The sequence below is a fragment of the Streptomyces sp. CLV115 genome, from assembly GCF_038448545.1.
In the GTDB taxonomy this organism is placed as follows: domain Bacteria; phylum Actinomycetota; class Actinomycetes; order Streptomycetales; family Streptomycetaceae; genus Streptomyces; species Streptomyces sanglieri.
In genome coordinates this window covers 14,808-27,238 of sequence record NZ_JBCEWQ010000122.1, presented here as the reverse complement: position 1 = coordinate 27,238, position 12,431 = coordinate 14,808, and the positions used below count along the sequence as shown (strand labels likewise).

Genomic DNA, 12,431 nt, shown 5'->3' with positions numbered 1-12,431 from the left:
CCTCCGGCGCGCCGGAGGGCCCCACGTACGCCGTGTCCCGCTACCAGCCGAAGCCCGGCTGGATGTCCATGCAGGCCTTGTCGTCCTCGCCGTTGAGCGCCCGGGCGCTGTCCGGCGTCTTCTCCTTGGCGGACGACGCGGGGTAGTCGCCGTCCTCGCGCCAGTCGGCCCCCACGGTCAGCGTGATGCCCGAGACGTCGGCCGACTTCTTCACCGCCGTCAGCGGGATGCCCAGTGCCTTGGCGACCGCCTGGGCGTTGCCCTCCATGTCCACGGTGGGAAAGAGGATTGCGGTGCGCTTCGTGGCCTCGGTGCTCTGCCCGTCGACCTTGGCCTGGTCGAAGCCCTTGTCGACCAGCAGCTGCTGGACGGTCGTGGCGCGGCCCTTGGCCGCGTATTCGGTTTCGGTGCCCGATCCGTTGCGGACGGTCACCGGGGTCTCGGCGGGGGACGCGGTGGGCTTCTTGGCGGCCGATTTCTTGCGCTTGGACGCCTTGCCGTCCAGCGGGATGTCGTCGCGGACCATCTGGAAGAGCGCTTCGGCCTCGCCGGGCTTGGGCAACACCCGCTCCTTGAGCGCGCCCGTGCCGTAGACGTTCGGCATCGTCGTCATGGTGATGCGCTCGGTCGGCACCTTCTGGAGGTCGTTCGCGAGGTCGTACAGCTTCTTGACCGAGTCGATGCCGTGCTCGCCCTTGTCGACCGTCAGCGCGTCGGTCGCCGCTTCGGCCAGGTCCATCAGCTTGCCCGGGTCGGTGAGCTTGGTGCCCTTGCGCAGCTCACGGACCATCGAGTTCATGTACATGTGCTGGGCGTGGGTTCGGCCGAGGTCGGTGCCGTCCTCGAAGCCGTAGCGGGTGCGCAGCCACTGGAGGGCCTGCTTGCCCTTGATCTTCGTGGTGCCCTTCTCCAGCTTCAGCCCGGAGCCCTTGCCCGCGCTGGTGTGCGAGTAGACGTTGCCCTTGACGCAGACCGGGACGCCGCCGATCGCGTCCGCCATCGAGATCACACCGGAGAAGTCGATCATCATGAAGTGGTCGATGGTGATGCCGGTGAGCTCGTACCAGGTGGCCACCGTGCAACCGGGACCGCCGCGCTCAAGCGTCTCGTTGGTGATCTCCAGACCGATGCTCGCGGGGTAGACGTGCTTCGTCTCCGGGTTGGTGCACTTCGGGACCTTCAGCATGGTGTCGCGCGGCATGCTGATCACCGACATGTTGCTGCGGTCGGCGGAGACATGGAGCAGCATCTGTACGTCGGCCAGGGGCGGCGCCCCGAAGGTGTCCTTCGCCCCGCCGAGCTTCTGGTTCTCCTTGGTGTCCCGCGCGTCCGAGCCGATGAGCAGGATGTTCATCGGGGTCTGCCCGGCGGCGTTGGCCTTGTGGTCGGCCATCTTCTTGTCGCCGAGGGTCAGATCGGCCTTCTTGATATTGCCGTTGAGATGCTCGATGTAGAGGTAACCGGCGCCCGCGCCGCCGAGTATGAGCAGCGCGAGAACCGACGCGCTCCAGCGCAGCACCCGGCGTTTGCTCTTCTTGCCGTGCCGCTTCGAGCCACCGCGCCGGCGACCGCCCTCCGCCGGGGCGGCCTGCCTGCCGGCGTCGGAGCCCGCGTCGTTCTCCGGCTCCCCCTTCTCCGGCCCGTCCTCGTAGAGCTTGTCGTCCCAACCGAGTTGGCCGGCGTGCCGGACGCGTGGTCGCGTCCCCTCCCCGGGCGTACCGCTGCGTGCCACCAGGACCCCCCTGCTGTTCAGACTCGTGGTTCTGCGCAGTGACCCGGTGTCACTTGGCGCACTCTGCCTTGTCGGCGTTCGCTTGCTGAATGTCGTCCGGCACCTTCGCCGGTCCGGTGATGGGAGTGCCCGCGCCCTTGAAGTCGTCCCCCAGCGTCAGCACCATCGCCTGGAGACCCTCGGCGTCCTTGGTGCCCTTCTTCATGGCGGAGCCGGGCAGGCCCATCATGGCGGCCAGGGCGCGGGCCTGGTCCGCCTGGTTCGGCGCGTACTCCAGCGTCGTCTTCGCGACCTTCGCCGGGGCGTTCGCCTTGTTCGTGGACTTGAGTACGCCCTGCTCGTTCTGCAGCCAGACCACCGTCTCCTGCGCGGCGCCGGGGACCTTGCCGCCGTTGTACACATCGACGCGTACGTCGGCGGCGGCCGCCTTGGAGCCCTTGAGGAGCGCGTCCTGCTTGCTCTTCGCGGCCTTCTTCTTGGACTTCACCTCGGTCAGTGAGGTGTCGTCGCGCATCATCGCGAACAGCGCGTCCGCCTTGGGCGGGTTCAGCACGACGGTGACCGGTGTCTTCTCGGCCGGGTTGTCGAGCACGGGCACCGTGGTGAACGTGATGTTCTTCGTGTTGACCTTGCTGAGCTCCTGGGCCAGCGAGGCCAGCTTCTTCCCCGTGCCGATGCCGGTGTCGACGGTGAGCGCGCTGGTCGCGGCGTCCGCCAGCTTGTACAGCTTGGTCGGGCTGGTCAGGGTGTCGTCCGACTGCATCTGCCGGATCATCGAGGCGATGAACTGCTGCTGGACCTTGATCCGGTCCAGGTCGCCGTGGTTGCCGAAGCTGTGCCGGGTCCGTACGAACGCCAGGGCGTCCTCGCCCTGGATCGTGTGCTCGCCCTCCGGCAGGTTCAGGTGCGAGTCCGGGTCCTTGACCGGCTTGGCCAGGCAGATCTTGACCCCGCCGACCGCGGTGGACAGCTCCTTCACCGCGTTGAAGTCGACCATCATGAAGTGGTCGACCTTTATGCCGGTGATCTTCCTGACCGTCTCCATGGTGCAGCCGGCGTTACGGCCCGACTGGCCGAGGCTCTCGTTGAAGCGGACGCCCCGGGTGCCGGGGACGACCTTCTCCGAGCCGTCCGGCTGTTTGACCTTGCAGTCCGGGATGTTGCTGATCAGGTCGCGGGGGATGCTCAGCGCCGTCGCGTTGGTGCGGTCCTCGGAGACGTGGAAGAGGATGTTGGTGTCGGCGTGGCCCACGCTGCCCTTGTCGCCGTAGCCCTCGTTGCCCTTGCCGGTGCGCTTGTCGGTACCGATGATCAGGATGTTGACCGGGGCGTTGTTGTCGAAGACGTTCTTGTTGCCGGCCGAGCCCACGTCGACCGTGCTCAGGTTGCCGTTGAAGTGCTGGTAGAGCGCGTACCCGCCCACCGACAGACCGACGAGCACGAACGCCATCGTGCCGCCCGTCCACAGCAGCACCTTCTTGCGGCGGGCCTTGGGGGCCTTGCGGCTGCGGCGCCCACCCGGAGCGGAACTCTCCTGGTCGCGCGGGCCGTTGGTCGAACGGCGGCCGCGCTGCCCCGGCACCTCGCGCCTGGGCCCCGGGTCCTGCTCGTCGCGGGCCGGGCCCCGGCGGCCCTCGCGGGAGGCACCTCTGCGCCCGCCGGCACTGTCACCGGCGGGCCCTCTGCTATTGGGGACACGCGCGCCGGAAGTACGGGAAGACTCTCCCGAATCCCCTCCGGAATGATTCAGTCGCAGTTCGTAATCACCGGTGTGCGGGTTGAGTACCCACTGGTCTGCGGGGTCGATTCCATCCGCCCGCCCACGGCTTTGCGCATCCACGGTTGCTTGAGTCCTCCGTCGGTGCCACGCGAGGCGCCTCCCCCGATCAGGCGCTCGATCTTTCGCTCCAGAAGTGCGCGGCCAGGAGGCCGGCAGCACCGGATCGCGTCACACTATCGGCCCAGTTCGACGTCGAGCGACGTGCGTGACAAATTCCACGGTCCTTACAACTGGTCATACTGCTCATTACACGCCGATCACCGGCTTCTGCTTGGGAATTGCTTTACTGCTTACACAGGTCCGCCGCCGCGTTGTTGCCCGAATAGGTCGGTGTGGGAGTGGGGCCGGAAGCGTCCGGCGCATCGGTCTCGGCATTGTTTTTCCCATTGTTCTTCTCGTCGTCATGCTTGAGCCGGTCCGCCGGGACCACGGCGACCGGATCGTCCTGCCGCAGCCGCTTGAAGAGCCGGTCCGCATCGGGCTGCACGAGTTCGTCCCGGTTCCGGTTGGCGGCGTACGGCTGCCGGGGCACCGTCAGGAACTGCACCTTGTCGGTCGGCACGTTGCGCATGCCGCGCACCAGCTCGTACAGGTCCTTGAGGCTGTCCAGCCCCGGATCGGTGGTCAGCGCCTTGGTGGCCGCGTCCAGCACCGGGTAGAGCCGGGTCGGATTGAGCAGGACGCCGTCGCTCTGCACCTTGTTCACCAGCGCCCCCAGGAACTGCTGCTGGCGGTCCATCCGTTCGGTGTCACTGCCGTTGCCGATCGACTTGCGGGCCCGTACGTAACCCAGTGCCTGCTCGCCGTCGAGCGTCTGGCGTCCGGAGGGGAGCTTCAGATGGGCGTCGGCGTCGTCGACCGGCTTCTTCAGGCAGACCTCGACCCCGTCCACGGCGTCGACCATGTCCTTGAAACCGTTGAAGTCGACGACCATGTGGTGGTCGATCCGGATGCCGGTCATCTTCTCGACCGTACGGATCGTGCAGGCGGTGCCACCGAACTCGAAGGCCCAGTTGAACTGGGCGAATTGCTTCTTCGTGGTCGTACCGTCCGATTTGTGGCAGACCGGGATCCATGTCATCAGATCGCGCGGCAGGGACATCGCGGTGGCGCTCTTCCGGTCCGCGGCGAGGTGCAGCAGGATCGTGGTGTCCGAGCGCTGGCTGCCACCGTCGTCACGGCCGTACTTGCGGTTGTCACCGGCCCGGCTGTCCGAGCCGATGAGCAGGATGTTCTCCGCGTCGCGCACCACGGAGGCGGGCCGCTCCCGCTCGTACACCTTGAGTTCGGCGGCCGCGGAGGTGTCGGTCCTGATGTTGCCGTCGAGCTTCTTGTACAGCCACCAGCCGACGCCCGCCGCCACCAGGACGACGAACGAGGCGCCGAGCGCGGTCCAGCGCAGCCAGCGGTGCCGGTGGCCGGCCGCGGACAGCGGGGTGGCGCCGGATGCCGGGGTGGCACCGGGTCCGTCCCCGGGTGTTGGGGTGGTGCCGGATGCGTCCCGGGGTGCCGGGGCGGTGCCGGATGCGTCCCCGGGTGCCGGGGACGCATCGGATCCGTTCCCGGAACGCGGCCCGGTCCCGCCCGCCGCCGATTCGTCGGATTCGTCCGGCGGGCCGGCGCTTTCGCTCACGTCTGCGTCCATCCTTCACGTTCGGCGGCGCGTCGGGCCGCCGGTCGCAGAAGTAGACGGCTGAACCTCACGCTTGGTTGTGTCTCCGGTGGTCCGTAACGCCGATCATGTACCGGAGTTGACGCGAAGCCCCGAGGACTCGGCCCGTCTTGGGCCGGACGAGTGGTCCTCAGGGTGCTTGTCATACCGCGCTGTTGGTGACCCGTTCACTTTCGACGCGCTTCGACAGCCCTTCCTCGTCCAGCTTGTCCAGGTGCCGGCACAGGACCACGGACCCACCGGCGGCCAGCGGTGCGAACAGCCCCGCGCTCAGCCCCTCCCAGGTGTCGTACGAACGCCCCGTGAGCAGCCGCGATCCGGCGGCCAGGCCGAGCGCGTCCGCATCCTCGCCGGCCCGCGCCACCAGCTGCGCGGACGTCAGCTCCACCCCGCCCACCGCCAGCGCGGGGGCGTCCGGGTCCACCGGCGCGAACGGCGCGAACCGGTCGCCCTGGCCCGGCACCTCCACCGCGTAGTCCGCGAAGCCCTCCGGTGCCTGCGGGAACCTGCCGCCCAGCGGGCGCAGCGCCAGGGCGACCCGCTCGCCGCGGCAGGCCCGGGCGGTCTCCAGGGTGTCCGGGCCACTGACGACGAGGTCGGCGCCGGCCGGGTCGCCCTGCACGTCGGCGACCACGCCGACCGAGGAGCAGGCGAGCAGCCAGACCGCGGACTGCCAGTGCGCGGGCAGCAGCAGCGCCAGCCGGTCGCCGGGCTCGGCGGCGAGATCGCCCTGGAGGAGATTGGCGGTCTTGGCCACCCAATTGGCGAAGGTGGCCACCGACAGTTCGACGCGTTCTCCGGTGGCGTCGTCGTAGAAGGTGACCAAGGGGCGGGCCGGGTCCGCGGCGAGTGCGGAACGCAGCAGGTCGGCGGGGGTTCGGTCGGTGGCGTTCATCCGCGCAAGATTACGCGGCGGCGGCGGGCCCGACAGGAGCGAAGGGCGTCCGCCGCACCGGTTCGGCAGACGGGCCGTCAATTGCGTGGATACATCCGGGTGGCCGGAGTTGCTGGATTATGACCAGGATTATTCGCATGCGTGCCTTCATTGCATCCTCGATCGGTGTCACCTGCGCGGCCGTACTGGCACTGCCGCTGGCCGTGCCCGCGGGCGCCGCCCCCGACACCCGCACCGTCCCCGCCGAGTCCGCCGGGCCCGTCGACGTACCGGGCTCGACGCAGTCCCTGCCGATGCGGACCCTGTCGGCACCGTCCGGCCGGTCCACCGGCGAACCCACCCGCGCGGCCGCCCCCGAACAGGGGCTGACCGAACGCGAGACCCATCCCTTCTCCCTGGTCGGCGTCGTCTGGGACGACCCGGACGCCGAACTCCACGGCACCGTCCAGGTCCGCACCCGCGCGACCGGAACCGGCGCCTGGTCGGACTGGCAGGACCTGGAGACGCACAACGCCGAGCACTCCGCCGACCCCGGCACCGCCGAGCGCGACTCCGGAGCGGTACGGGGCTCCACCGCCCCGCTCTGGGTGGGCGACTCGGACGCCGTCGCGGTCCGGGTACGCCCCGAGGCCCCCGACCCGCAGGACCGGACCGGCTACGCCGTACCGCTGCCCGCCGGGCTGCGCCTCGAACTCGTCGACCCCGGCAAGGACCCGCAACAGCTCCCCGCGACGGACACCGGTACGGCCGCCGCGGCGGCCGGCGCGGTGTCCGCGGTGGGCGCCCAGGGGCAGACCGCCACCACCTCCGACGGACGCACCACGGCCCTCGCCCCGAGCGTGCTCCCCGCCCTCGGCAAGGCGCGGTCCGAGGCACAGGGCGAGGCGGAGGCCGGCCTCGCACCCGGCTCCCGGCCGTACATCGGTCCCCGTCCGAGCATCGTCACCCGAAAGGGCTGGGGCGCCGACGAGAAGCTCAGGGAGCGCAAGTTCGTCTACACCAGCAAGGTCAAGGCCGCCTTCATCCACCACAGCGCCACGGGCAACAACTACAAGTGCTCCCAGGCGCCCTCGGTCCTGCGCGGCATCTACCGCTACCACGTCAAGAGCAGCGGCTGGCGCGACATCGGCTACAACTTCGCCGTCGACAAGTGCGGAAACATCTACGAAGGACGGGCCGGAGGCGTCACCAGGGCCGTCCTGGGAGCACACACCCTCGGCTTCAACAGCGACAGCATGGGCATCGCGGTCCTCGGCACCTTCACCAAGTCGAACCCGCCCGCCGCCGCGGTGAACGCCGTCGCGAAGCTCACCGCCTGGAAGCTCGGCCTGTTCGGCGCCAACCCGCGCGGCAAGGTCACCCTCGTCTCGGGCGGCAGCAACAAGTACAAGAAGGGCAGGAAGGTCAAACTCAACGTCATCTCCGGCCACCGGGACGGCTTCGCAACCGAATGCCCCGGAGCGCGTCTCTACAAGAAGCTCGGCTCGGCCCGGACCAGCTCCGCCAAGCTCCAGGGCCGCTGAACGACGAAGTCTGCTGCGGGCCGCTGACCGGGGACGACCGAACCGGTCTGCATACACTGGCCAGCCGAAACCAGGCCAGGCCCCAGCAGGAAGCAGAGTCAGTGCTGTGACAGAGGCAAAAGAAGCGATCCTCCTGGTCGGCGGGAAGGGAACCCGGCTGCGCCCGCTCACGGTGCACACGCCCAAGCCCATGGTTCCGGCAGCGGGCGTTCCGTTCCTCACCCACCAGCTGGCGCGCGCCCGGGCCGCCGGGGTCGAGCACATCGTGCTCGCGACGTCGTACCTGGCAGAGGTCTTCGAACCGTACTTCGGCGACGGCTCGTCGCTCGGCCTGCACATCGAGTACGTCACCGAACACGAGCCGCTCGGCACCGGCGGGGCGATTCGCAATGTCGCGTCCCGGCTGACCTCGGGCCCGGACGACCCGGTGCTCATCTTCAACGGCGACATCCTCACCGGCCTGGACATCCGGGCCCTGGTGGCCTCGCACGCCGAATCCGGCGCGGACGTCTCCCTCCACCTCACCCGCGTAGAGGACCCGCGCGCCTTCGGGCTCGTCCCCACGGACGGCAGCGGCAGGGTCACCGCGTTCCTGGAGAAGCCCCAGACGCCCGAGGAGATCGTCACCGACCAGATCAACGCCGGGGCGTACATCTTCCGCCGCTCGGTCATCGACACCATCCCGGCCGGCCGGCCGGTCTCCGTCGAACGCGAGACCTTCCCCGGACTGCTCGCCGCCGGAGCGCACCTCCAGGGCATGGTCGACTCCACGTACTGGCTGGACCTCGGCACCCCGCAGGCCTTCGTACGCGGCTCCGCCGATCTGGTCCTGGGCCGTGCCCCGTCCCCGGCCGTGCCCGGCCGGTGCGGCGAGCGGCTCGTGCTGCCGACCGCCTCCGTCTCCGACGACGCCAAACTCAGCGGCGGAACGGTGGTGGCGGAGGGCGCCCTGATCGGTGAGGGGGCCCGGATCGACGGCTCCGTGATACTCGCCGGCGCGGTCGTCGAGCCCGCCGCCGTGATCAAGGACTCGCTGGTCGGAGCAGGGGCCCGGATCGGCAGCCGTACGGTGCTCACGGGTGCGGTCATCGGGGACGGGGCCCGGGTCGGCGCCGACAACGAACTGCGCGACGGCATCCGCGTCTGGTGCGGGGCGGTCCTCCCGGACGCGGCGGTCCGCTTCTCCTCCGACGAGTAGCCGAGGAACATTCCACGCGGATCGTGGAAGTGGGCGGCCGGGGAACAGTCCATGCGGACCGTGGAAGTGGGCGGGCCGGGGGAGTGGCCCATGCGGATCGTGGAAGTGGGCGGGCGCCGGGGAGTGGCCCACGCGGATCGTGGAAGCGGGCGGGCCGACGAGCAGCGGGACACCGGTCGCAGCGCTTACCCTCGACAGGCACCCCGACGACCGAGGACCTCACCGTGGCAGGACGATTCGCCCCCCGCAGCGCCCCTCGCGCGGCCGTCCCGCACCAGGCGGCGGCTCCGGCTGCGGACGCGCTGACCCGTGAGTGGACCCCGCCCGGCCCCTTCGATCTGCGCCTGGTCGTCGGCCCGCTGCGCCGCGGCCCCGCCGACCCCACCTTCCGGATGACCGGGGACGGCACGGCCTGGCGGACCAGCCGCACGCCCGCGGGCCCCGGCACCCTCCGCCTCACCGCCCGGGGCGGCCGGATCGAGGCGACGGCCTGGGGCCCCGGCGCACCGTGGCTGCTGGACCGGCTCCCGACACTGCTCGGCGCGACGGACGACCCGGACGCCTTCCGCCCGCGCCACCGCCTGCTCGCCCTGACCCGGCACCACCGCCCCGGACTGCGGCTGCTGCGCACCGGCCTGGTCATGGAGTCCCTGATCCCGTCGATCCTGGAACAGAAGGTCACCACCGACGAGGCCTACCGCGCCTGGCGGCTCCTGGTCCGGAAGCACGGCGCCCCGGCACCCGGCCCCACGGACCACGCCGCGTTCACCGCGCTGGGCCTGCACGTCATGCCGGACGCCCGCACCTGGTCCCTGATCCCGTCCTGGGAATGGCACCGCGCGGGCGTCGACGCCAAACGCTCGGGCACGATCCTGCGCGCGGTACGTGTGGCCCGCCGCATGGAGGAGGCGGCGGCCATGGAACTGCCGCAGGCCATGGCCCGCCTGGAGCTGATTCCCGGCATCGGCCCCTGGACCTCCGCCGAGACGCTCCAGCGTTCGAACGGTGCCGCGGACGCGGTCACGGTCGGCGATCTCCACCTCCCCGGCATCGTCGGCCACGCCCTGGCGGGCAACAGGGACGCCGACGACGAGGAGATGCTGGCGCTGCTGGCCCCCTACGAGGGCCAGCGCCACCGGGCGACCCGCCTCATCCTGCTGTCGGGCCACACCCCGGCCCGCCGGGCCCCGCGCATGACCCCCGGCGACATCGCCCGCCTGTAGGGCCCCACCGGACGGCACACCGAGGGCCGGACGGCACAACCGCGCGCGGAACCCGGGGCGACCCACGGAGACCCGGCCCCCCACACGGAAGTCCGGCCCCCGACCCCGGCCTTCACCTCCCGACCTCCGATTCCCGCCTCAGCGCACCTCGATGAAGCCCTCGGCGTCCCGTCCCGTCCGCGCCGCGGGCTCGACCGCCGCGCGCCCCACCGCCACCGCACCCAGCGGATCCCATGTCCCCGGCAGGTCCAGCACCTCCCGCACCACATCGCGGCAGAACATCGTCGAGGACACCCACGCCGAGCCGAGCTGCTCGCCCGCCAGCGCCACCAGGAAGTTCTGGACGCCGGCTCCGGCGGCGACCACGAACATCTCGCGCTCCGCGGTGTCCCGCCGCTCGTCCCCGTACGTGTGGGAGCCGTCCATCACCAGACACGGCACCACCAGATACGGCGCCCGGCGCAGCACATCGCCCCGCCGCACCCGCTTGTCGATCGACTCCTGGCTCTTTCCGTCCCGGCGCAGATCCGCGATCCACGCGTCCCGCATCGCATCGAGCAGCCGGGTCCGCGACTCCTCGGACTCCAGCAGGACGAACCGCCACGGCGTCGTGTGATGGGGCGCGGGCGCCGTCACCGCCGCGGCCACGGCCCGCCGCACCGCCCCCGGGTCCACCAGTTCGTCGGTGAACTCGCGGACCGTACGCCGCAGCGTCACCGCTTCCCGTACCGCCTCCGACGTACCGAGCCGGAACATGTCGTCGGCCGCGACCCGCACCATCGCGCGGGCACCCTCGGCGCCTGCGGCGTCCAGCACATGGCCGAGCCCCCGCACGACCGCGACCGGCAGTCCCGCCACCTTGCCCTTGACCAGATCACCGGCCGAGGCCAGCTCGTCGGCGGTGGCGACCACGGTGGCGCTCAGCGGATTGCCGTACGAGTCGGTGCCGCCGCGCAGATCGTCCAGCACCCGGATCCCGGCCGCCCCGATCGCCACATCGGTCAGCCCGTTGCGCCACGGGCGCCCGAAGGTGTCCGTGACGACGACCCCGACCTCGACGCCGAGCGTGTCCCGCAGCCCGTCGCGGATCGCCCGCGCCGAGGCGTCGGAGTCCTCGGGCAGCAACAGCACCGTCCCGGCGGGGGTGTTGGAGGCGTCGACCCCGGCCGCGGCCAGGACCAGACCCTGCCGGTTCTCGACGATCCGCAGGGGGCCGCGGCGCGCCACCACCCGTACCGTCTCGGCGTCTATCGCCGCCTCGCGGTCGGTGGCCTCGACGATCCGGCCCTCCGCCTTGGAGACGATCTTCGAGGTGATCAGCAGGACATCACCGTCGACCAGCCCCGGCCCGGTGGCGGCGATCAGCTTCGCCAGGTCGTCCCCGGGCCGCACCTCGGGCATCCCGGGCAGCGCCCAGACCCGGTACGAGGGTGCCTCGCCGGCGCTCACGCCCGCACCTCCCCGGCCAGCGCCAGGGCCTGCCGGGCCATCTCGGCCGTCGCGTCGACATCGGTCATCATCAGCGGCACGGCCCGGCAGCGGATGCCCGCGGCCTCCACCTCGCCGACCGCCCCGGCGTCCACCGTGTCGACGAGCCATCCGTCGAGCAGCCCGGAGCCGTAGTGCGTGGCCACGGCCGCGGCCGTCGACTCGACGCCCACCGCGGCGAGCACCTTGTCCGCCATGCCGCGCACGGGCGCGTCACCGACGATGGGGGAGAGGCCGACGACCGGCACCCCGGCCTCCGCGATGGCCTCCCGGATCCCCGGCACGGCGAGGATCGTCCCCACCGACACGACGGGGTTGGACGGCGGGAAGAGGATCACGTCCGCCTCGGCGACGGCCTCCAGCACCCCCGGAGCCGGCTTGGCCTGCTCGGCGCCGACCGGCACGATCGCCTGTGCCTCGACCGAGGCACGCAGCTTCACCCAGTACTCCTGGAAGTGGATCGCCCGGCGCTCGCCGTCCATGTCGACGGCGACATGCGTCTCGACGCGGTCGTCGGACATCGGCAGCAGCCGGACCCCCGGCTTCCAGCGCGCGCAGAGCGCCTCGGTGACCGCGCTGAGCGGATAGCCCGCGCCCAGCATCTGCGTGCGGACGATGTGAGTCGCGAAGTCGCGGTCGCCGAGCCCGAACCACTCCGGCCCCACGCCGTACGCCGCGAGCTCCTCCTTGACGTGGAAGCTCTCGTCCGTACGCCCCCAGCCCTGCTCCTCGTTGATGCCACCGCCGAGGGTGTACATCACGGTGTCGAGGTCGGGGCAGACCTTCAGCCCGAACAGATGGATGTCGTCACCGGTGTTGCCGATCACCGTGATGTCCGCGTCGGGCGCGGCCTGCTTGAGGCCACGCAGAAAACGAGCACCACCGATACCGCCGGCCAGAACCACAATGCGCATGCACAG

At 70.9% G+C, this 12,431-nt stretch carries 9 protein-coding genes; 3 read left to right on the top strand and 6 right to left on the bottom strand.

The window, feature by feature from the left end:
* Positions 1 to 40 precede the first annotated feature (40 nt).
* The 4 genes from AADR41_RS31030 to AADR41_RS31015 all read right to left on the bottom strand — a co-directional run bounded on the left by AADR41_RS31030 (position 41) and on the right by AADR41_RS31015 (position 6,079).
* A complete protein-coding gene (locus tag AADR41_RS31030; RefSeq protein WP_342284884.1) occupies positions 41 to 1,732 on the bottom strand; it encodes an LCP family protein in 1,692 nt (563 codons plus the stop codon).
* A 49-nt stretch (positions 1,733 to 1,781) separates the two neighbouring features.
* Positions 1,782 to 3,572: an LCP family protein gene (locus tag AADR41_RS31025; protein ID WP_342284883.1), complete on the bottom strand. Its 1,791-nt coding sequence runs from the start codon at positions 3,570 to 3,572 to the stop codon at positions 1,782 to 1,784.
* A 223-nt stretch (positions 3,573 to 3,795) separates the two neighbouring features.
* Positions 3,796 to 5,157: an LCP family protein gene (locus AADR41_RS31020; protein WP_342284882.1), complete on the bottom strand. Its 1,362-nt coding sequence runs from the start codon at positions 5,155 to 5,157 to the stop codon at positions 3,796 to 3,798.
* Between the two features lie 169 nt (positions 5,158 to 5,326).
* Positions 5,327 to 6,079, bottom strand: a complete 753-nt coding sequence (locus tag AADR41_RS31015) for a TIGR03089 family protein (protein WP_342284881.1) — start codon at positions 6,077 to 6,079, stop codon at positions 5,327 to 5,329.
* Positions 6,080 to 6,216: 137 nt separating this feature from the next.
* Between AADR41_RS31015 and AADR41_RS31010 the strand changes: the two genes are divergently transcribed.
* From AADR41_RS31010 to AADR41_RS31000, 3 genes are all read left to right on the top strand, one after another.
* Entirely contained in the window at positions 6,217 to 7,602 is a 1,386-nt protein-coding gene (locus AADR41_RS31010; RefSeq protein WP_342284880.1) for a peptidoglycan recognition protein family protein, read from the top strand.
* Between the two features lie 106 nt (positions 7,603 to 7,708).
* The gene (locus AADR41_RS31005) at positions 7,709 to 8,800 is read left to right on the top strand and encodes an NDP-sugar synthase (RefSeq protein ID WP_342284879.1); all 1,092 of its coding nucleotides are present in this window, start codon (positions 7,709 to 7,711) and stop codon (positions 8,798 to 8,800) included.
* Between the two features lie 224 nt (positions 8,801 to 9,024).
* Positions 9,025 to 10,023 (top strand): DNA-3-methyladenine glycosylase family protein, encoded by a 999-nt coding sequence (locus AADR41_RS31000; protein ID WP_342284878.1) that lies wholly within the window; start codon positions 9,025 to 9,027, stop codon positions 10,021 to 10,023.
* 138 nt (positions 10,024 to 10,161) lie between these two features.
* On the opposite strand, the gene AADR41_RS30995 is transcribed toward AADR41_RS31000, so the two are convergent.
* Both AADR41_RS30995 and cofD read right to left on the bottom strand, forming a co-directional pair.
* On the bottom strand, positions 10,162 to 11,472 hold the full coding sequence (locus tag AADR41_RS30995; protein ID WP_342284877.1) for a coenzyme F420-0:L-glutamate ligase: 1,311 nt from the start codon (positions 11,470 to 11,472) through the stop codon (positions 10,162 to 10,164).
* On the bottom strand, positions 11,469 to 12,425 hold the full coding sequence (gene cofD, locus AADR41_RS30990; protein WP_342284876.1) for a 2-phospho-L-lactate transferase: 957 nt from the start codon (positions 12,423 to 12,425) through the stop codon (positions 11,469 to 11,471). The genes AADR41_RS30995 and cofD overlap by 4 nt, the downstream gene beginning before the upstream one ends.
* Positions 12,426 to 12,431: the final 6 nt, after the last annotated feature.